Raw genomic sequence first — 20,934 nt, forward strand, 5'->3', positions numbered from 1 at the left:
GCGCGCCTAAGCCCACAAACTTTACACAGTTTGAAGAAATAGCGTCGGATTTGAATTTTTTATCACGCAGATCTATTTAGTGTTGGGGGGTGAGAGTTAGGCTGAAACAGGCTAAACTTCGCAGTCGGAACATCTATCAGTCTTGCCGCGGTCAGGCGAGGCTGAAATTAATCTGCCGGAGTGCGCTCAGTGTCAACCTGACCTGTTCACAGCAACCGGCCTGCAAGCAAGAGGCTCAAAACAACGTGGCTCAATACGTATACAGCATGCATCGCCTTGGCAAAGTCGTTCCGCCAAAGCGTCATATTCTAAAGAACATCTCCCTGAGCTTCTTTCCGGGCGCTAAAATCGGCGTTCTCGGTCTGAATGGTTCAGGTAAATCTACCCTGCTGCGCATCATGGCCGGCCTCGATACCGATATCGAAGGGGAAGCACGCCCACAGCCGGGTCTGAGAATTGGCTACTTGCCGCAGGAACCTCAGCTTAATCTGGAACACACCGTTCGTGAGTCAGTTGAAGAAGCCGTGGCTGAAGTCGTGGGTGCGCTCAAGCGCCTGGATGAGGTTTATGCACTTTATGCCGATCCTGACGCTGATTTCGATAAACTGGCCGCCGAACAGGGCAAGCTGGAAGAAGTCATTCAGGCGCACGATGGTCATAATCTGAACACTCAGCTCGAGCGTGCCGCCGATGCGCTGCGTCTGCCGGACTGGGATGCAAAAATTGCCAACCTGTCCGGTGGTGAACGTCGCCGCGTTGCGCTGTGCCGCCTGCTGCTCGAGAAGCCGGAAATGCTGCTGCTCGACGAACCGACCAACCACCTGGATGCTGAATCCGTGGCGTGGCTGGAACGCTTCCTGCACGACTTCGAAGGTACTGTTGTAGCGATTACCCATGACCGCTACTTCCTCGATAACGTTGCCGGCTGGATCCTCGAGCTTGACCGTGGTGAAGGTATTCCATGGGAAGGCAACTACTCTTCCTGGCTTGAGCAGAAAGACGAACGTCTGGCGCAGGAAGCCTCTTCCGAAGCGGCTCGTCGCAAGTCGATCGAAAAAGAGCTGGAGTGGGTGCGCAAGGGTGCCAAAGGCCAACAGTCCAAAGGCAAGGCCCGTCTGTCTCGCTTTGAAGAGTTGAACAACACTGAATACCAGAAACGTAACGAAACCAACGAACTGTTTATTCCACCGGGTCCACGCCTGGGCGATAAAGTGGTTGAAGTTACCAATCTAAGCAAGTCCTACGGTGACCGTGTTCTGATTGACGATCTGTCCTTCTCCGTGCCGAAAGGGGCGATTGTCGGCATCATTGGTCCGAACGGCGCGGGTAAATCGACTCTGTTCCGCATGATGTCAGGCCAGGAACAGCCTAACGGCGGTAACATCGAACTGGGTGAAACCGTGGTACTGGCGTCTGTTGATCAGTTCCGTGACTCAATGGATAACAGCAAAACCGTGTGGGAAGAAGTGTCTGGCGGTCAGGACATCATGCGTATCGGCACGACTGAAATGCCAAGCCGTGCCTATGTCGGTCGTTTTAACTTCAAGGGCGTTGATCAAGGTAAACGCGTTGGCGAGCTGTCTGGGGGTGAGCGCGGTCGTCTGCATCTGGCCAAACTGTTACAGGTTGGCGGCAACATGTTGCTGCTTGATGAGCCAACCAACGACTTGGACATTGAAACCCTGCGCGCGCTGGAAAACGCCCTGCTGGAGTTCCCTGGCTGCGCGATGGTTATTTCCCATGACCGCTGGTTCCTCGACCGTATCGCCACCCACATCCTTGATTATCAGGATGAAGGCAAAGTTGAATTCTTCGAAGGTAACTTTACCGAATACGAAGAATACAAAAAACGTACTCTGGGTGCAGAAGCGCTGGAGCCACGTCGCATTAAATACAAAAAGATCACCAAGTAAACTATTTGGATGGTCAAGCAAGCCCGGGCGCAGTCAGCCCGGGTTTTTTATTGCCTAAAGCGCGGCAATATAGTGCTCGGCGAAAGCGTAATCGTTAATCATGAAATCGATGAAACAGGCCAGCGCGGGCGAATTCAGCTTGCGGCTCGGATACACCAGATACAGCGAATTGCTCTCAGCCTCCCATTCCGGCAACACGCGTACCAATTGCCCTTGCCGGACTTCATCGTGACTCATAAAGGCGGGCAGCAGCGTGATCCCGGCCCCGGCAATCGCGCATTCCCGGGCGTAAAGCAAATTGTCAGTGTGGTGCGCAGGCGGCAGCATCCAGCGATGATAATGATCGCCTTTGCGCAGCACCCACTCTTTCCAGGCCTGATGGCCGATACAGCGATGCACCTCCAACTGTTGCGGCGAGGTAAGCGGAGGATGCTGGGCCAGATAATCCGGCGACGCGAGCAAATAGCGTGGTCCTTCACCAAGCGAGCGGCCAATCAGCGTAGAATCCTGCGGCTTACCGCTGCGCAACGCCACGTCAAAACCTTCATGAACTAAATCAATAAGTTGGTCGGAGACGGACACCTCCAGCGACACATCAGGGTAGCGCTTTGAAAACTCAGCATTCATTCGTGCCAGCAGAGTCGCGCCTAGACCGGCCGGGCTGGTGATGCGCAGGCGTCCGCTGGGATTATCTTTCAGGCGTTGAATTGCCTGATCGGCGCGTTCGCTGGCCAGCAGCATCTCCTGACAGTGAACCAGATAGCGCTCACCGGCAAAAGTCAGATTCAACTGCCGCGTAGTGCGATTCAGCAGGCGGATGCCTAAACCTTGTTCCAGCTGACTGACCCGCTGGCTGACGCTGGATTTAGGCAAACCGGCGCGTTTGGCCGCGCCTGTAAAGCTGCCGGTTTCTGCCACCAGCGCAAACAGTGCCATGTCTTGGAGTTGTTTAAACACGATTGTTCACCTCAGCCGAACACTTTGTTAATTATTGTCCATCTTATCAGCTTGGTTGAAGGCGGCTACACTGAAGTCAGTTAAAAACATCTAAACCTAATGGGAGTGTTGCTATGAGTATTAAAGCTATTGCCGTGGATCCAAAAAACCTGAAGCAGTTTATCGCCATTGAACTGCCACAGCCGAAAGTCGGCGAATACGATTTGCTGGTTGAGGTGAAAGCCGTGTCGATTAATCCGGTTGATACCAAGGTACATCAGGGTGCGATTAAAAACGGTCTCGAGCAGCCTAAAGTGCTGGGTTGGGATGCGAGCGGCGTGGTGAAATCTGTCGGTGCCAAAGTCAGCGGATTCAGCGCGGGCGACGAAGTCTGGTATGCCGGTGATATCACTCGCTCAGGCAGCAATGCCAGCGAGCAACTGATTGACTCGCGTATCGTGGCAAAAAAACCGCGTTCTCTGAACTGGGCCGAAGCGGCCGCTATGCCATTGACCGCCCTTACCGCGTGGGAAGGTCTGTTTGAACATCTGAAAATTCAGGAAGCCGGTGCCGATAAAACCCTGCTGATCATCGGCGGTGCCGGTGGCGTAGGATCACTGGCAATTCCGTTTGCGGCGCAGCGCAGCAACGTTAAGGTTATCGCCACCGCTTCTCGTCCTGAATCTGCCGCCTGGTGTAAAGAGCGTGGTGCCAACCTGACCGTAAATTATAAAGATTTGGTTGGCGAGCTGGAAAAACAGGGCATCAAGCAGGTGGATTATATTTTCTGCCTGAATGATACCGACGGCCACTGGGAAGCAATCGGCAAACTGATTGCTCCGCAGGGTAAAATCTGCACCATCGTTGAAAATGAAAAACCGCTGGACCAAAACCAGCTGAAACTGAAGAGCGCCTCGCTGCACTGGGAATTCATGTTCACCCGCAGCATGTACAAAACGTCGGACATCAGCGAGCAAGGCCATATTTTACAACAGGTTGCCGAGCTGGTTGACGCAGGCAAGGTTGCGACCACGCTGACTGAAACGATTAGCGGCTTAACGACTGAAAGCATCCAGTCTGCGCATGACAAAGTAAACGATGGGCACATGCAGGGCAAAGTGGTGGTGACTTTCTAACCCTCTGGCACTCAATTTTCCTCAATCTCAGAACGATTTTCTTCAAGTCGAGAGCGAAACAGGATTAAGGCAGAGGTAAAAGTGAAAACGGCGTCGCTGCCTGGTGCAGTAACGCCTTTTTTTTGATAAGACATTGGCCATCAGGAACCGATTGTTGAACCTTCGTCGCCCAGCATGTTCTGCACCAGCTCTACACAGTCGAGGAAACGCTGGTCATAATCAGATGCCGTAACGTGAGTGAAGGAAATGTTGTTTTTCTCCATCATCTCGACCAGCATGGTTTGAAACTCCGCACGATCCAGAGAACTGCCCAGACTGCGCAGTCCGTCGGCAACCCATGGCGTGTTGTTCTCCAGCAAAATCACCAGATCAAAACGGTATTCGTCGATCAGCGCCTGCACAAACGGGTGCTCTCGCCCCTCGTATTTTTTGCAAAATGCCTGAGTAGTCAGAAAGTCAGTATCGAGAAAGGTGACTTTGTTGGCATATTTAACAGCAAAATCAATGTACTGCGCTTGACCGAGTGCAATTTTATCGTAATCGGAATACTGCAACGCCATCTCGTCACCGCCGAGGTGCGAGAAGATGTAGTCACGCCCATATTCCCAGGCACTGGTGGTGTTGAAAATATTCGCCAGTTTGTTGACCAGCGTTGATTTTCCGCTGGATTCACCACCGAGCACCGCCACCGTGCGCACAAAGAATGGCTTCACTTCGGTCGGAATATAGTCCCAGTAGCGGAACGGGTCACGGCGGATCTGCGAGCCACTTATTTTCATAAACGATCGTTTTGGATCGATCAGTACCGTATCGATCTCTAAATGCTCGCGATAGCGCGGCTCATCGTTTTGTTCACTGGTATAAATGGTATTGGGATGAATACCTTTTTGTTGCATAAAGGCGGTGATGCCCCGGCTCCACACGTCCCAGCCGTGCGGATACGGCTCCATGCCTTCTTCGTTAAAGGCGTGAATATGAATATTTTTCTGATATTTAAAGGTTTGCAGCAGCCAACGCAGGCGATCGCTCAGGGTCGGCTGTTGCGACATCGAGCTGTTTTCAAACAGTTCGCGGTCGCGAGGTTCGTCATAGCCGAGAATAATGTGCAGCTCGTCAACCTGGCTACAGGCCCGTTGAATCAAATAGATATGCCCGGTATGCAGCGGATAGAACTTGCCGAACACCACGCCGATTTTCTTCTCGCGGCGCGGGAATTCGAGATCAAGAAAGCGATGCAACGCCTCCAGCTTCTGCGCGCTGGGACTTTTAATCTTGTCATTCAACAGCTGGCTCAAATAGCCCTTGGTCATGCCGCTGGCTTCCGCCACCTGTTGCAGCGTACGTCCCTGTTGCTTAATCGCTGCCTTAAGATAATCAAACTGCGGCATAGCGGGTCCTTGTATTAATTAGAGATCCTCGAGGATGGCCAAGGCGTCTGCCAACTTTTTGACGCCGTAAACTTTCATGCCTTCCGGCAGTTTTTTCGGCACGTTGGCGTGCGGCACAATTGCGCGTTTGAAACCATGCTTGGCCGCCTCGCTGATACGCTCCTGCCCGCTAGGTACCGGGCGAATCTCACCGGAAAGCCCGACTTCGCCGAACACCACCAGATCCTGCGGTAGCGGCCTGTCGCGCAGGCTTGATACCAACGACAGCAGCAAAGCCAGATCTGCACTGGTTTCAGTGACTTTCACGCCGCCAACCACGTTGACGAACACGTCCTGATCCGCCATTTGCAGGCCGCCATGACGATGCAGCACCGCCAGCAAAATCGCCAGACGATTCTGTTCAAGCCCAACCGCAACGCGACGCGGATTGCCCATCATAGAGTGATCCACCAGCGCCTGGATCTCCACCAGCAGCGGCCGAGTTCCTTCCCAAAGCACCATTACCGAGCTACCAGAGGTGATTTCATCACCACGGCTCAGGAAGATCGCCGACGGATTGTTTACTTCGCGCAGGCCCTGTTCGGTCATGGCAAATACGCCGAGCTCGTTAACTGCGCCAAAACGGTTTTTATGACTGCGAATAGTGCGAAAACGCGAATCGGCATCACCGTCGAGTAAAACTGAACAGTCGATGCAGTGTTCCAGCACCTTCGGACCGGCCAGGGAACCGTCTTTGGTCACGTGTCCCACCATCACGATCGCTACACCGCGCGTTTTGGCATAGCGGGTGAGATAGGCGGCGCTCTCACGCACCTGCGCCACGGTACCCGGTGACGACTGGATATCCGCCATGTGCATCACCTGAATGGAGTCGATCACCATCAGCTTTGGCTGCTCCTGATCGGCTATCTGGCAGATTTGCTCAATGCTGGTTTCCGACAACATGTTCATATTTGCCGTCGGCAATCCGAGGCGGTGGGCGCGCATCGCCACTTGTTGCAGTGACTCTTCACCTGTGACGTACAGCGTTTTCATGTTTTCGCCGAGTTTGCAGAGGATCTGCAACAGCAGCGTACTTTTACCCGCACCGGGATTACCACCGATCAGGATCGCGCTGCCCGGCACCACGCCGCCGCCCAGTACGCGGTCAAATTCTTTAAAACCGGTGCTAAAGCGCGGGGTCTCGTCGAGACTGATCTCCGACAGCTTCTGCACGCGGCTCACTCCCGCATCGCCCGCATAGCCGGTGAGACGTTCGTTACGAGCCACGGTTGGGGAAGCAGCCAAGCGGATTTCAGTAATGGAGTTCCAGGCCTGACAGGCACTGCATTGCCCCTGCCAGCGCGGATAATCTGCGCCGCATTCATTACATACGAACGCTCGTTTTGCTGCTTTTGCCACAATTTACCTCGTTTTGAAGCGCGAACGCCCCGTTAAATCAATTACGCCACGCTGCCGCTAAGAATGCAAAGCAGGCCTATCAGGTCGGCATGACGAATGCAGACCTCGGCCTGCTCATAGACCTTCGGCTTAGCGTGGAAAGCGACGCCCAGTCCTGCGACCGACATCATTTTTAAATCATTTGCTCCGTCGCCAATCGCCACGGTCTGTTCAACGGGAATACCGAGTTTTTCGGCCAGCGCCAGCAAGGTATCGGCTTTGTATTGCGCGTCGACGATAGGCCCAAGCACCTGACCTGTCAGCTTGCCGTCATAGATTTCCAACTCGTTGGCGACTGCAGCAACCAGATTCAGCTCGCCGCGCAGGTAATCAGCGTAGTAGGTGAAACCACCTGAAGCGATAGCCACGTGCCAGCCCAACTCTTGCAGGCGAGCCACCATACTACGCAGGCCCGGCATCAGTGGCAGGGTTTCGCGCACCTTGAGTAGAATATTGGCGTCGGCATCTTTTAACGTGCCCACGCGCTGACGTAAACTGGCCGCAAAATCAAGCTCGCCGCGCATCGCACGTTCGGTAACTTCCGCCACCTGCTCGCCAACTCCGGCCAGTTTGGCAATTTCATCGATGCATTCAATCTCGATTGCAGTAGAATCCATGTCCATCACCAGCAGGCCCGGAGTGCGCATGTGTGGCACTTTTCGCAGCGGGGTGATGTCGAACTCGAACTGCTCGGCCAGCTCGAAAACGTCTGGCGTCAACGGACCAGCAAGGCGCACGACCTGATAGTCTTCGACCATCCAGGCACTGACCACCACCAGAGCGCGGCCTAGCTGGCTCTGGAAGCGACTGATACTGAGTTTGTCGAGCTTTCTACTGTACAGGAGCCAGCCAGTGTGTCCGGCCCGGTAATCGAGCGGCATCACTTCGTCACCGCTGAGTGAAAGTGGAAGTCCCGGCCATTGGTGGATCTCGGAAGGAAGATCGCAATAGGTCAGACGGTTTGGCATGATTTCTCCTGTAAGAGCAAATACTCTGCCGAAATGCAGAGGGGCCGCGATAAAACGACGCATCAAGCTACCTTATCGCCAACGCTTCTGGCAACATTAAAGTCGTCGAATACCTTAAGGAAACAGAATGGCAGAGGCCAAACTGAAACTTCGCAGACACCGCACGGTTATCGTGCTGATTTGCTTGGCTTTATTAGTTTTATTAATGCAAGGCGCGTCCTATTTTAGCCTAGGACACCAATTAGCGCGATCCCAACAGGTCGAACAGTTGACCCAGACACTTGCTCGCCAGGTGGCATTCTCGTTGGCACCGCTCATGGACAGCCAAAATGATGGCGCGGACATTGCCCAGATTACTACTATTTTAAATCAACTTACCGATCAGAGTCGCATACTGGATGCCAGTGTTTACCAGCTGGACGGATCGTTGATTGCTCATTCAGGCGAGACAGTGCCGGTTCGCGATCGTTTGGCGCTCGACGGCAAGCGCGCGGGCAGTTATTTCAATCATCAGATAGTGCAACCCATCGGCGATAAAGACGGTCCTAGCGGCTTCCTGCGCATGACGCTGGATACCCACGTACTGGCGACCGAGGCCAAACAGGTCGATAACACGACCAACCTTTTGCGCCTGATGATGCTGCTTTCACTGGCCATTGGTATTATCCTCGCCCGCAGTCTGTTGCAGGGCCGCCGCAGCCGTTGGGAACAGTCACCGTTCCTGCTGACCGCCAGTACCCGCCTAAGAGAGCGAGACGAAGACGACGACTTGCCGGCGCACAATAACGAGCCGCTGGTGATTGCTATCGCCGAAGAGAGGGTCGAAGAAAAAGTGGTGCTTACCCCGGAAGAAGAAGCCGAGCTGGAAGCCGTACAGGCCGCTCATCGCAATTTGCAACGCAGCGTTGAGCCGACGGAAGAAGAAGACGAAAAGAATAAAGATAAGTAATCAGGCGAGGCGGTTGATTTCAGCCGTCAGGCCACTCACCAGATAGACTGCAAAACTTTCCACGCCAGCGATATTTCTGCGCAGAGCATAACGGGTAGATTTCGCTTTACCCATTTTTAAAATGGCTGCGTCATGTTTAATTTTTCGCGAAAGCGTAGGCTGACTAACCTGCAAGGCAGCCATCAGTTCTGACGAACTGGCGGGCCCCAATCGTAGAATATCTTCAGGTTTTATCATCACGGCATCGATTGATGAATAGATAAAACGGCAGCAATGAATAGAAAAACAAGCTGTTATCAATGAAAACGGAGGCTCATTGGCCTCCGTTTTTTTACTACTCACGAGGTAAAACCGGCTTAGGCTTTGTCGCCCAGCAGCACGGATTCCAGCGCGATCTCAATCATGTCGTTGAAGGTAGTCTGGCGCTCGGCTGCAGTAGTCTGCTCGCCGCTGCGGATGTGATCCGACACGGTACAAATAGCCAGCGCCTTAGCACCGAATTCTGCAGCCACGCCGTAGATACCCGCGGCTTCCATTTCCACGCCCAAAATGCCGTACTTTTCCATCACGTCGAACATTTGCGGGTCTGGTGAATAGAACAGGTCGGCGGAGAAAATATTGCCAACACGCGCTTTGATACCTTTTGCCGCCGCAGCATCGGCCGCGTGACGCACCATGTCGTAGTCGGCAATGGCCGCATAATCATGGTCTTTGAAACGCATACGGTTAACTTTGGAATCGGTGCAGGCACCCATGCCGATAACCACGTCGCGCAGCTTGACGTCCGCACGCACCGCGCCACAAGAACCTACGCGAATGATTTTTTTCACGCCAAACTCGGTGATCAGCTCTTTCGCATAAATTGAGCAGGATGGAATGCCCATACCGTGACCCATTACGGAAATTTTGCGGCCTTTGTAAGTGCCGGTAAAACCGAGCATACCGCGTACGTCGTTGACCTGTTTAACATCTTCCAGGAACGTTTCTGCAATGTGTTTAGCGCGTAACGGATCGCCAGGCATCAGGACTACGTCTGCGAAATCGCCCATTTCTGCGTTAATGTGTGGCGTTGCCATAGTAAACATTCCTTTTGTTATTGACCCTTCATCTTTTGAACTGCAGATGCGCTAACTTGCCGCCCTGCTGCAATCAAAAATATCACGGGTATTGCTCTGAGTAATTGAATCGAATCTTCTCAAAAAATTCGTCTTAAAGCATGGATTTTCCATACTCCATTGGCGACAGGTCAAAATAACTGGCAACGGTTTGGCCGATATCGGCAAAGGTGTCGCGATAACCCAGGGATCCTGGTTTCACTTTTGGTCCGTAGATCAGCACCGGAATGTGTTCACGGGTGTGATCGGTACCGCGCCAGGTTGGGTCGCAGCCGTGGTCGGCAGTCAGAATAATAATGTCTTCGTCTTTGACCAGCTCTAATAACTCTGGCAGACGGCGGTCAAATAATTCGAGTGCAGCGGCATAGCCGGCGACATCGCGACGGTGGCCGTAAGAGGAATCGAAATCAACGAAATTGGTGAAAACAATAGTTTTGTCGCCCGCCAGCTTCATCTCCTGAACGGTGGCATCAAACAAAGCGTCCAAACCGGTGGCTTTAATTTTTTTGGTGATACCGACGTGGGCATAAATATCGGCAATCTTGCCTACCGATACCACTTCCCCTTGTTTCTCGTCGACCAACTTTTTAAGGATTGTCGGCGCCGGTGGCTCTACCGCCAAATCGTGACGGTTGCCAGTACGCTCGAAATTACCTTTTTTGTCGCCAACAAACGGACGCGCAATCACGCGGCCAATGTTGTAACCGCCTTCGGTCAGTTCTTCGCGAGCGATTTCACACAGCTCATAAAGACGTTCGAGACCAAAAGTCTCTTCGTGACAGGCAATCTGGAACACCGAATCGGCAGAAGTGTAGAAAATCGGCTTGCCCGTTTTCATATGTTCTTCGCCTAAAGCATCAAGCACTACGGTGCCTGACGAGTGGCAGTTACCGAGATAACCCGGCAGATCGGCGCGCTCTACCAGCTTGTCGAGCAGCGCTTGCGGGAAACTGTTTTCCACATCCGAGAAATAGCCCCAGTCGAACAATACCGGCACTCCGGCGATTTCCCAATGACCTGACGGCGTATCTTTACCGGATGATAGCTCGCTGGCATAAGCATAAGCGCCAATGATTTTAGCATCGGGATCCATGCCTTCCGGGAAATGACCGGTCGAAGCTTCGGCGGCTTTCGCCAGGCCCAGCGCCGTCATGTTCGGCAGGTGCAACGGCCCTTTGCGGCCAACATCGGCTTCACCACGGGCACAGGCCGCAGCAATATGGCCCAGCGTGTCGGAACCCACGTCACCAAAGCGTTCGGCATCTTCACTGGCGCCAATTCCAAATGAGTCCAACATCATGATAAATGTACGTTTCATTTTGCTCTCCTGCGCATTACTACGCGTTGCAAGCGGCCATTAAAGCACCGCTTTTGATGAATGGGTTAACGAGGCCAATCGCGCTAGCTGATACGGCGATAGACTACAGGCAGGTCTTGCGGAGCCACGTCACTGAGTACTACCGCTGCACGCACTGCCTCCGCGGCCTGTTGCCACGCCTCTTCACTGTTGGCGTGAATCATTGCCAGCGGCTGCTGAGTATCGATCTGCTGGCCGATACGCGCCATTTGCGTTAACCCAACGCTATAATCAATTGCGTCGGTGGCACGGCGACGCCCGCCGCCCAAGGCCACCACGCTGAGTCCAAGAGCTCGGGTGTCCATCGCGCCAACAATCCCGGCCCGCTCCGAATACACCATTTTACTCAAGGTTGCCTGAGGCAAATAGCGATCGTAATTTTCAATAAAGTCGATTGGGCCTTTTTGTGCCGCAATCATTCTGCCAAAGATTTCTGCCGCGCGACCGTTGTCCAGCACCGCTTGCAGTTTACCGCGAGCTTCGGCGTCGTCCTTCGCCAGTCCGGCTGATAACAGCATCTCGACACACAGCGCCATCGTCACTTCAAGCAGACGCGGGCTACGATACTCACCGGTGAGGAAGCGCACGGCTTCACGCACTTCAACCGCGTTACCCGCGCTGGAAGCCAGCACCTGATTCATGTCAGTCAGCAACGCAGTGGTTTTACATCCTGCACCGTTGGCGACGTCTACAATGGCCTGTGCCAGATCCTGCGACAGCTCATAGGTTGGCATAAATGCCCCGGAGCCGACTTTGACATCCATCACCAGAGCATCCAATCCTTCAGCTAATTTCTTCGCCAGTATTGAGGCGGTGATCAGCGGAATCGAATCGACCGTGGCGGTAATATCGCGGGTAGCGTAAAAACGCTTGTCCGCCGGTGCCAGCGAATTGGTCTGGCCAATAATCGCCACGCCGACGTCCTGAATAATTTTTCTAAAACGATCGTCATCGGGGAAAATATCAAACCCCGGAATACTCTCGAGTTTATCGAGCGTCCCGCCGGTATGACCCAGGCCGCGACCGGAGATCATCGGGATATAGCCGCCGCACGCCGCCACCATCGGTCCCAGCATCAGCGAAGTAACATCGCCCACGCCGCCAGTGGAATGCTTATCAACAATCGGTCCGTTCAGCGACAAATGTTTCCAGCTCAGTACCGTACCGGAATCACGCATTGCCATCGTCAGCGCCACGCGTTCATCCATGTTCATGTCATTGAAATAAATGGTCATTGCCAGCGCGGCAATTTGCCCTTCAGAGACTTTGCTGTCACGAACACCATTAATGAAGAAGCGGATCTCTTCTTCACTGAGCGGCAACCCGTCACGTTTTTTACGAATTATTTCTTGAGCCAGAAAGGTTTTTTGCACAGATGCCACGTTCTCACCCTAATTTGGATACGAAAAGGAAATCATCAACGTAAGACAAATCGGGGCCAGCATCGCCGCCCCGATCCATAGCAATCAGTAACCGCTGCCGGATTTCTGCCCCTGATGTCCCAGCGTGGTCAGCAGACTCGCCAACAGGCTTGAGGCACCAAAACGGAAATGGCGGGTATCGGCCCATTCGCGACCAAGAATGTTATCGGCCAGCGCCAGATATTGCGCGGCATCTTCAGCAGTTTTCACGCCACCCGCCGGTTTGAAACCCACCGACTGAGCAACGTTCATGTCTTTAATCACCTGGAGCATCAGCTCGGCGCTTTGCAGCGTGGCGTTTTCCGGCACTTTACCGGTCGACGTTTTGATAAAGTCTGCACCCGCGCCAATCGCAATCTCGGAAGCTTTGCGAATTAGCGATTCCTGCTTCAGCTCACCGGTTTCGATGATCACTTTCAGCAAAATATTGGCGGCATGACAGGCTTCGGCACACTGTTTAACTAATTCGAATCCGACCTTTTCATTACCGGCAATCAGCGCGCGGTAAGGGAACACCACGTCAACCTCATCAGCGCCATAGGCAATCGCCGCGCGGGTCTCGGTGACGGCAATCTCGATATCATCGTTGCCGTGCGGGAAGTTAGTCACCGTGGCGATGCGTATCTCTGGAGTGCCCTGATCGCGCAGCGTTTTGCGAGCAATCGGAATAAAACGCGGATAAATACAGATTGCGGCCGTGTTGCCAGCCGGGCTTTTCGCCATTTCGCACAAGGCAATCACTTTGGCATCGGTATCGTCATCGTTCAGGGTGGTCAAATCCATCAGACTCAGCGCACGCTGCGCCGCTGCGGTTAAATCAGTCATATAACTCTCCAAAATTTCAGTTCTGACAGGCCGTCAGCGCTGTGCATACAGCCGCAAATGTTTTGACTGAATACGCCAGAAACACTCCCTCATTTTGGCGAGCAGACAGAGGCAATCACCCACCTGTTGAGACTATTTGAACAGGTTTGCGCCATTTATGGTGTGCAGTATTTCACACAAAATGAAAATTGATTGCAACGTTACTCAAAAAAATGAGATCTAAATCACATTTAGAGGCCGTTTGCCCAGTCTTGGGCAGTGATAAAAGTGTATACCTCAACCATGACAACTGTGGCATGACAACTGTAAATCGAGGGATAACTCTTGATAGAGAGAATAGTAACTCAATGCGCGATGTTATTTAAATAACATTTAAGGCAATAGCCGAGATATCACTCACAGGAATATAATAAAAATCCGTATTGGGCGTGGAAAAAAATCTCGAGGAGAATGTTATTTAAATAACATTTAAGTTAGAAGATTGAACACTCGCCGTGTGTTTTTCATCAGCGCATCAGCAATTTCTTCTGTAGATTCAGCCCTTAACTCACACAGCGTCTTAAACACTTGCGCCGCGCGCTCCGGGCGATTTGGCTGGCCTTGAAAACCCTGCAATGGCATATCGGGGGCGTCAGTTTCCAGCAATAAACACGACAGCGGCAGTTGCGCCATGACTTGCCGGGTTTTGTGCGCCCTTTCATAAGTGATAGTGCCACCTACGCCGATTGCAAAACCAAGGCGCACAAAGGCTTGAGCCTGAGAAAGACTCCCCGCGAATCCGTGCACCACTCCAGTTGCGGGCAAGTGGGCTTTACGCAGCATGGCAGAAAGCGGGTCGTGGGTACGCCGTGAATGCAGGATTAGCGGCAGGTCATGCAGTTTTGCCAGCTTGAATTGCTCTTTCAGCAGCCATTGCTGCTTCTCGAAATCGGGATTTTCCATATATAAATCCAGCCCGGTTTCGCCAATCGCCACCAGCTTATTGTCTCGCGTTGCAAGATGTTCGGTCAGGCTCGCCAGAGAGGCTTCGTTGTGACGCTCAATACAGATAGGATGCAGGCCCAGAGCGGCAAAGACCTGGGGATGATCTTTGGCTAGCATCAATATTCGCTCAAAGCGATCGGCTTCTACCGCAGGCACAATCAATTGATTCACTCCTGCTTCTCCGGCGAGTTGCAGGCTGTGTGTCTCATTACCGGTGAACGGGGGGAAATCAAAATGGCAGTGGGTATCGATAAAATCCGGCTTCACAACTTGTCCCCTTCTCCTTCTATTCCTTTGGCGGCCACGGTGGGCTCAACCTTAAATGGCGGATCGGCAACCACGCTGTCTGCTATCGGGCTGATAACCACCCGCGCAGCTTCATCCTTAAAGGCGCTAAGAGCGGGACGAACCGTATTATCGAGATTGATATCGGCCAACGCAATCTGGTCAGGCAAAATCTGATCAACCTCAATAGACTCGCGCTGATTCAAATCAGACTGATTCGCGGCAGCACTGACCGGCAGCTCGATTTCTGGCGAGACAGTTGGCGGCACAATAATGCTCGGCCTTCTGATCGGACGCGGCGTCATGATTGGCATCGGCCGATCTTTTTCACGCGGCAACAACCAGTGTGAAGCAATCGACAGGAAATAGCGCGCACAGCGGCGACCCAAATGATAATCCTGATTCAGCGCCGGTAAACGGCTACCTAGAGCATGACTCGCCAACGGTTTCGGCGGGAAAATCTCGAAGATACGCAGGTCGCCCGGCGGATTCTCGATAAACTGCTGAATACGGTAATAGCTTTGCTCGTGATGCTGCACCATATGCACCAACTGTTGCAGGCTGCTTTCACTCAGCCACTGCTCCATACGCTTCATCCACTGCGGCGTATAAAACATTGCAGAAGGTACGGTGCGGATCACCACAATTGTGTCGGCTCCGCGGCGATAGGCCTCTTCGACCGGAATTGCATCACTGATCCCGCCATCCTGATAGCTGACTCCGTCGAGATCAACGCCCATGCGGTAAAAACCGGGGATCGCACTCGAAGCTTTAATGACTGGCAGCCAGCTTTCACGCGTTGGGGCAAAATAATTTGGGGTGTAATCGTCGCTACGGCAGGCACACATCAGAAATTCACGTCCGTCGATCAGCAATTTCTCAGCCGAATCAATGGCCAGCGGCATACTTTTGGAGATAGCGTCGATGTACCAATCGAGATCAATGAGGTGTCCGCCACGTACAAAACGTAGAGGATTAAAAAATTGCGGACTGGTGGTATAACGTGTGATTACCCGCCGAGCATAGCCAGCTTGACCACAAACATAAGCAGAAAGGTTTTGAGCACCGGCAGAAGTGCCGATTAAAAGATCGAATGGATTGAAGCCCGCCCGTTGAAATTCGTCGAGCACGCCTGCGGTGAAAATACCCCGTTGGCCACCGCCCTCACAAACCAGTGCGATTTTACCAGGTAAATAGGGTTTATAAGCCAGGGGTTCGATATTTCCCAGCGTGACCGGAATTCTATATCCCAACAGAGGTTCCTCAACAATATTGATTCTATGATGAGCATACTCCGTCTTTTCCCGATCGGTAATGTTCTTGCAAAATCCCGGAGATTAAATCGTTACTTCCTGTTAACCATTTGCCCCGCCATTCATTGTCAGGGCTAAAAAATAACGTCAGGCTCTTCCTTGTACTTCCCTGTGCCTTTAATAACGTTACTCTTTATTAATCTCCGGGATATATCAGATAAATAATTTATCTTTTAAACAGTATCACTGCCTGAAACTCTATAAGGGCTATAAGCGCTTACGGCCGGTAAACAGGCTGACCAGGAACAGAATGATACCGACTACGAAGACTACTTTTGCAGCCCAGGCCGCTGTACCTGCCAGTCCACCGAAGCCCAACGCTGCCGCGATTAACGCGATGACAAGAAATATAATACCCCAACGAAACATAAGCTTCTCCTTACCCTATATTAAATTTTCGTCCGTTATTCGCTGATGTAATGCGTCCTGAATAACGGTTGATAACTGTAGATACATTTATTTGAAGTACAGTATTAAAGATAGCTCGGAATTTCAAAAATGGACGGAAACCCAGTGATTTTTCACGTAAATAATCCGTCAGTATTCTTTTTTTGTGACTCGTGGTGCTTAAGACATTCTTCAGCTAACTTCGGTAATCAGATGTTGCCCATCGCTGAGATGAGCAACATTATCAATCAACGATATTAAGGCTGAACTTTCAGATCGTTCTTGACGCTCTTAACGCCACTCACGGTCTTGGCAACGCTTTCGGCGCGATCGGACTGAGCCTGATCTTTTACCGTACCTGACAGCTGAACTACGCCATCGGTGGTTTCAACTTTCACCATACGTGAAGGCACAAGGTCATCGGCCAGCAGTTTAGCTTTGATTGAAGTCGTGGTTGCAGTATCACCCGCATAACCGCCTACGGACTGCGTTTTGCTATCTTTGGTGTGAAGCTTGTCGCTGACGGATTTAACACCTTCAACTTTGGTTGCCACCGCGACGGCCTGTTCACCTTCGGCCTGAGAACCGACGAAACCGCTCAACGTCACGACGCCTTTATTAGTTTTGACTGAAATATCAGTACTTTTGATCGCTTTATCATCTACCAGTGCGCTTTTTACTTTAGCGGTGGTTGCACTATCGCTCATGTAGCTATCAACTTTACTCATGGAGCTATCGATTTTTGCACCCGCAGAATCCGTTGTGCTATCTGTCGAAGCAGCCAACGCGCTACCGCTCATCAGGGCGGTACCCAGAACTACAGCCATCATTGAGTATGCAAAATTAGACTTTTTCATCGATTTCTTCCTTAACAGTTTGGCAGCTCATAATCTGAGAGCTGTTTCCGTCACATGGTCGTGACGACTTTAAGCTTTTACTGTGACCACATCACTGTGATATTTAAGCTGTAATGAATTAACAACTCAGCACAAGTCTCTACTTAGTATCAAAAGACCAGCGTTTACCACTGCCCTTCGTTGTGCGTTTATTAAATATAGCCGACGATGAGCAAAACTGTAGTAAGAATAGGTTATTTACCTGTAATACAGATAAGTCTGAGCATTATGGGCTATTTTTAGGCTAAAAAGCGCTAAAAACGCACAAACTAGTTTCCAAATGAAACTAATTTGCGATGCGAATGACGAAAAAAAAGACGGCACAGTGGCCGTCTTGATTGGTCGATAGTTGCCGCTAAAGGGCATCGTAAAGCAAATTAATGCTCACGCGTTTTACGGAAATCGACTTCAGGATAACGCTCTTTTGTCAGGTTAAGGTTAACCATTGATGGAGCAACGTAAGTGAGATTATCACCCCCGTCCAACGCCAGATTCACTTCACACTTGCGCTTGAAATCTTCAAATTTCTTCACGTCAGAGCATTCAACCCAGCGCGCCGTTGAAACGTTTACTGATTCGTAAATTGCTTCAACGTTGTATTCACTTTTCAGTCGCGCAACCACGACTTCAAACTGCAGCACACCCACCGCGCCAACGATCAGGTCGTTGTTAATCAGCGGACGGAACACCTGCACCGCGCCCTCTTCAGACAGCTGAACCAGACCTTTAAGCAACTGCTTCTGCTTCAACGGGTCACGCAGACGAATGCGGCGGAACAATTCAGGAGCAAAGTTCGGGATACCAGTGAACTTCATATTTTCACCCTGAGTAAAGGTGTCGCCAATCTGAATGGTACCGTGGTTGTGCAGGCCGATAATATCGCCGGGGAAGGCCTCTTCAACGTGCGAGCGGTCACCGGCCATGAAGGTCAGCGCATCGGAAATTACCACGTCTTTACCGGTACGCACCTGGCGCAGTTTCATGCCTTTTTCGTATCGACCAGAAACGACGCGCATAAACGCCACGCGGTCACGGTGTTTCGGGTCCATGTTGGCCTGAATCTTAAACACGAAGCCGGTGAATTTCTCATCGGCGGCCACGACTTCACGCACGTCGGTATTACGTGGCTGAGGCGCAGGCGCCCACTCCACCAGACCGTCGAGCATGTGATCAACGCCAAAGTTACCCAACGCGGTGCCGAAGAAAACTGGGGTCAAATCGCCGCTGAGGAAGGCTTCGTGGTCAAATTCGTGCGATGCACCCTGCACCAGCTCAAGCTCGCTACGCAGCTGAATCGCCAGCTCTTCACCAATGGCAGCATCGAGATCAGGATTGCTTAACCCTTTAACAATGCGAACTTCCTGAATCGTGTGACCTTTACCCGTCTGATAAAGATAAGTTTCATCTTTATAGAGGTGATAAACACCCTTGAACAGTTTGCCGCAGCCGATAGGCCAAGTAATCGGTGAACAGGCGATTTTCAGCTCGCGCTCAACTTCGTCCATCACTTCCATAGGGTCACGAATGTCGCGGTCAAGCTTGTTCATAAAGGTCAGGATCGGGGTATCGCGCAGACGGGTGACTTCCATCAGCTTACGGGTTCGATCCTCAACGCCTTTTGCGGCGTCGATAACCATCAGACAGCAGTCAACGGCGGTCAGAGTACGATAGGTATCTTCGGAGAAGTCTTCGTGTCCCGGGGTATCGAGCAGGTTAACCAGCGCATTGTGATACGGAAACTGCATCACCGAGGTGGTGATGGAGATACCACGCTGCTTTTCCATTTCCATCCAGTCGGATTTCGCGTGGTTATTGGAACCACGGCCTTTTACCGTACCGGCGGTCTGAATAGCGTTTCCGAATAACAACACTTTTTCAGTAATAGTGGTTTTACCCGCATCGGGGTGCGAGATAATTGCGAAGGTGCGACGTTTGGCGACTTCGAGGGCGTATTCACTAGGAGACATGTTTTTCCACGTTTCTGCGGTTGTCCGCCCTGCATCGGTATTGATTTTAAGCCAGAACGGCATCAGGCAAAGCGGTAATAAAAGTTATAGCCGGCTATTTTCTATGATTTGGCAGGGATAGACAATCAATGCTTTTATATTCACTGCGCGCGAGCTGTAAAATCTTGGTCAGAAATGTCATTGCCACGATCGGCTGTGCTCAAAATCCGTGCCCTGTTCAGCCTGTTTGCATCAAAATGTGATGAACATCGCATATATTTTTTGCATAAGTTTTTTCCTTGCATTAAAAATACCTGTCCCATCACAAAACTGGCCTACGCCTTTCTGGATAATCGGCCAATAAAAGTTGTATCGCTACAAAATAGTGGTCTTGACCACTGATATTTAACCTTTTTGCGGGTTTTAACCTCTTATACATCACAAGGATGTATCTTAAATGACTAAAAGTAATCGATTGCTTCTCACCTGGATTAGCTTTTTCTCTTATGGACTCACTGGCGCGCTGGTGATTGTCACCGGCATGGTAATGGGCAACATTGCTGAATATTTTGGCCTGCCTGTTTCCAGCATGAGTAACACCTTTACCTTCCTCAATGCCGGTATTTTAATTGCTATCTTCCTCAATGCCTGGCTGATGGAAGTTATCCCATTGAAGCGTCAGCTGATTTTTGGCTTCGTGCTGATGGTGCTGGCGGTGGCTGGACTCATGCTGAGCAAAAATATCAGCGTATTTTCGCTGTGCATGTTTGTGCTTGGAGTGGTGAGCGGCATTACAATGTCGATTGGCACCTTCCTTATTACCAGCATTTATGAAGGGCGTCAGCGCGGGTCGCGTCTGCTGTTTACTGACTCATTCTTTAGCATGGCGGGAATGACTTTCCCGGTAGTGGCGGGCATGTTGCTGGCGCGAAGCATCGGCTGGTACTGGGTCTATGCCTGCATCGGCGTGCTGTATCTGGCAATTTTTGTGCTGACTCTGATAGCCGATTTCCCGGTGCTGGGCAAGAAAGCTGAAACGCTGAGCAAGCCGGTCGAGAAAGAAAAATGGGGTGTTGGCGTATTATTTCTGTCGATTGCTGCGCTGTGTTACATCCTTGGCCAGCTGGGCTTTATTCAGTGGGTACCGGAATACGTTACGAAAACCTTTAACCTCGACATCAATCAGGCAGGCAAGCTGGTCAGCGATTTCTGGCTGTCTTATATGATTGGTATGTGGGTGTTTAGCGTGGTGCTGCGCTTCTTCGACTTGCAGCGCATCGTGACCCTGTTAACTCTGCTGGCAACCGTGGCGATGTACCTGTTTATCTCAACTACCAACGTCGATCATCTGACCTACGCGATTTTGGCTTTGGGCTTTGTTTCAAGCGCGATTTACACCACAATCATTACTTTAGGCTCTTTGCAGACCAAAGTATCTTCGCCAAAACTGGTTAACTTTATCCTGACCTGCGGCACCGTTGGCACCATGTTAACCTTTGTGGTTACCGGCCCGATTGTGGCAAAAAGCGGTGCTCACGCAGCACTGGCAACCGCCAACGGCCTGTATCTGGTGGTATTCGTGATGTGTCTGATGCTAGGCTTGGTAACCAAACACAGAAGCCACGGCCACGAATAATTTTCCAAATTCAAGAAAGCAACAAGCGGGCGCAATGCC

General features: G+C 51.6%; 18 protein-coding genes. 4 read left to right on the forward strand and 14 right to left on the reverse strand.

Annotated elements, in window-relative coordinates:
• The first annotated feature begins 245 nt into the window (after positions 1 to 245).
• Positions 246 to 1,913, forward strand: a complete 1,668-nt coding sequence (gene ettA / locus SPM24T3_RS00745; protein ID WP_009634763.1) for an energy-dependent translational throttle protein EttA — start codon at positions 246 to 248, stop codon at positions 1,911 to 1,913.
• Positions 1,914 to 1,967: 54 nt separating this feature from the next.
• Here the strand turns inward: ettA and SPM24T3_RS00750 are convergent, their stop codons facing one another.
• Positions 1,968 to 2,870, reverse strand: coding sequence for a LysR family transcriptional regulator (locus tag SPM24T3_RS00750; protein WP_009634764.1), 903 nt, complete (start codon positions 2,868 to 2,870; stop codon positions 1,968 to 1,970).
• A gap of 113 nt (positions 2,871 to 2,983) precedes the next feature.
• On the opposite strand from SPM24T3_RS00750, the gene SPM24T3_RS00755 reads away from it, so the two are divergent.
• Positions 2,984 to 3,985 carry a zinc-binding alcohol dehydrogenase family protein gene (locus SPM24T3_RS00755; RefSeq protein WP_009634765.1) on the forward strand — a complete coding sequence of 334 codons (1,002 nt, stop codon included), beginning with the start codon at positions 2,984 to 2,986 and terminating at the stop codon, positions 3,983 to 3,985.
• A 140-nt stretch (positions 3,986 to 4,125) separates the two neighbouring features.
• Here SPM24T3_RS00755 and nadR read toward each other — a convergent pair whose 3' ends face one another.
• The 3 genes from nadR to serB are packed head-to-tail and all read right to left on the reverse strand — an operon-like array spanning position 4,126 to position 7,781.
• On the reverse strand, positions 4,126 to 5,373 hold the full coding sequence (nadR, locus tag SPM24T3_RS00760) for a multifunctional transcriptional regulator/nicotinamide-nucleotide adenylyltransferase/ribosylnicotinamide kinase NadR (RefSeq protein ID WP_009634766.1): 1,248 nt from the start codon (positions 5,371 to 5,373) through the stop codon (positions 4,126 to 4,128).
• A gap of 18 nt (positions 5,374 to 5,391) precedes the next feature.
• Complete coding sequence (gene radA, locus SPM24T3_RS00765; RefSeq protein WP_009634767.1) at positions 5,392 to 6,774, reverse strand: DNA repair protein RadA; 1,383 nt, start codon at positions 6,772 to 6,774, stop codon at positions 5,392 to 5,394.
• 41 nt (positions 6,775 to 6,815) lie between these two features.
• A complete protein-coding gene (serB, locus tag SPM24T3_RS00770) occupies positions 6,816 to 7,781 on the reverse strand; it encodes a phosphoserine phosphatase (RefSeq protein WP_009634768.1) in 966 nt (321 codons plus the stop codon).
• A gap of 127 nt (positions 7,782 to 7,908) precedes the next feature.
• On the opposite strand from serB, the gene SPM24T3_RS00775 reads away from it, so the two are divergent.
• On the forward strand, positions 7,909 to 8,730 hold the full coding sequence (locus SPM24T3_RS00775) for a YtjB family periplasmic protein (RefSeq protein WP_009634769.1): 822 nt from the start codon (positions 7,909 to 7,911) through the stop codon (positions 8,728 to 8,730).
• Here the strand turns inward: SPM24T3_RS00775 and SPM24T3_RS00780 are convergent, their stop codons facing one another.
• The 10 genes from SPM24T3_RS00780 to prfC all read right to left on the reverse strand — a co-directional run bounded on the left by SPM24T3_RS00780 (position 8,731) and on the right by prfC (position 19,280).
• A complete protein-coding gene (locus tag SPM24T3_RS00780) occupies positions 8,731 to 8,967 on the reverse strand; it encodes an ArsR family transcriptional regulator (protein ID WP_157135217.1) in 237 nt (78 codons plus the stop codon). It lies immediately after the preceding gene.
• A 119-nt stretch (positions 8,968 to 9,086) separates the two neighbouring features.
• Positions 9,087 to 9,806, reverse strand: coding sequence for a purine-nucleoside phosphorylase (gene deoD / locus SPM24T3_RS00785; protein ID WP_009634771.1), 720 nt, complete (start codon positions 9,804 to 9,806; stop codon positions 9,087 to 9,089).
• A gap of 133 nt (positions 9,807 to 9,939) precedes the next feature.
• Positions 9,940 to 11,163, reverse strand: coding sequence for a phosphopentomutase (gene deoB, locus SPM24T3_RS00790; protein WP_009634772.1), 1,224 nt, complete (start codon positions 11,161 to 11,163; stop codon positions 9,940 to 9,942).
• A gap of 83 nt (positions 11,164 to 11,246) precedes the next feature.
• Positions 11,247 to 12,584: a thymidine phosphorylase gene (gene deoA, locus SPM24T3_RS00795; RefSeq protein ID WP_009634773.1), complete on the reverse strand. Its 1,338-nt coding sequence runs from the start codon at positions 12,582 to 12,584 to the stop codon at positions 11,247 to 11,249.
• Positions 12,585 to 12,668: 84 nt separating this feature from the next.
• The gene (deoC, locus tag SPM24T3_RS00800) at positions 12,669 to 13,448 is read right to left on the reverse strand and encodes a deoxyribose-phosphate aldolase (RefSeq protein WP_009634774.1); all 780 of its coding nucleotides are present in this window, start codon (positions 13,446 to 13,448) and stop codon (positions 12,669 to 12,671) included.
• Positions 13,449 to 13,916: 468 nt separating this feature from the next.
• On the reverse strand, positions 13,917 to 14,699 hold the full coding sequence (locus tag SPM24T3_RS00805) for a TatD family hydrolase (RefSeq protein ID WP_009634775.1): 783 nt from the start codon (positions 14,697 to 14,699) through the stop codon (positions 13,917 to 13,919).
• Complete coding sequence (locus SPM24T3_RS00810; protein WP_009634776.1) at positions 14,696 to 15,970, reverse strand: patatin family protein; 1,275 nt, start codon at positions 15,968 to 15,970, stop codon at positions 14,696 to 14,698. The genes SPM24T3_RS00805 and SPM24T3_RS00810 overlap by 4 nt, the downstream gene beginning before the upstream one ends.
• 267 nt (positions 15,971 to 16,237) lie before the next feature.
• Positions 16,238 to 16,399 carry a DUF1328 domain-containing protein gene (locus SPM24T3_RS24435; RefSeq protein ID WP_009634777.1) on the reverse strand — a complete coding sequence of 54 codons (162 nt, stop codon included), beginning with the start codon at positions 16,397 to 16,399 and terminating at the stop codon, positions 16,238 to 16,240.
• Between the two features lie 275 nt (positions 16,400 to 16,674).
• A complete protein-coding gene (osmY, locus tag SPM24T3_RS00815; protein ID WP_009634778.1) occupies positions 16,675 to 17,274 on the reverse strand; it encodes a molecular chaperone OsmY in 600 nt (199 codons plus the stop codon).
• A gap of 416 nt (positions 17,275 to 17,690) precedes the next feature.
• Entirely contained in the window at positions 17,691 to 19,280 is a 1,590-nt protein-coding gene (gene prfC, locus SPM24T3_RS00820) for a peptide chain release factor 3 (RefSeq protein ID WP_009634779.1), read from the reverse strand.
• Between the two features lie 436 nt (positions 19,281 to 19,716).
• Between prfC and tsgA the strand changes: the two genes are divergently transcribed.
• On the forward strand, positions 19,717 to 20,895 hold the full coding sequence (tsgA, locus tag SPM24T3_RS00825) for an MFS transporter TsgA (protein ID WP_009634780.1): 1,179 nt from the start codon (positions 19,717 to 19,719) through the stop codon (positions 20,893 to 20,895).
• The last annotated feature ends 39 nt before the right edge of the window (positions 20,896 to 20,934 follow it).

This window comes from Serratia sp. M24T3, from assembly GCF_000257645.1.
Lineage (GTDB): Bacteria > Pseudomonadota > Gammaproteobacteria > Enterobacterales > Enterobacteriaceae > Rouxiella.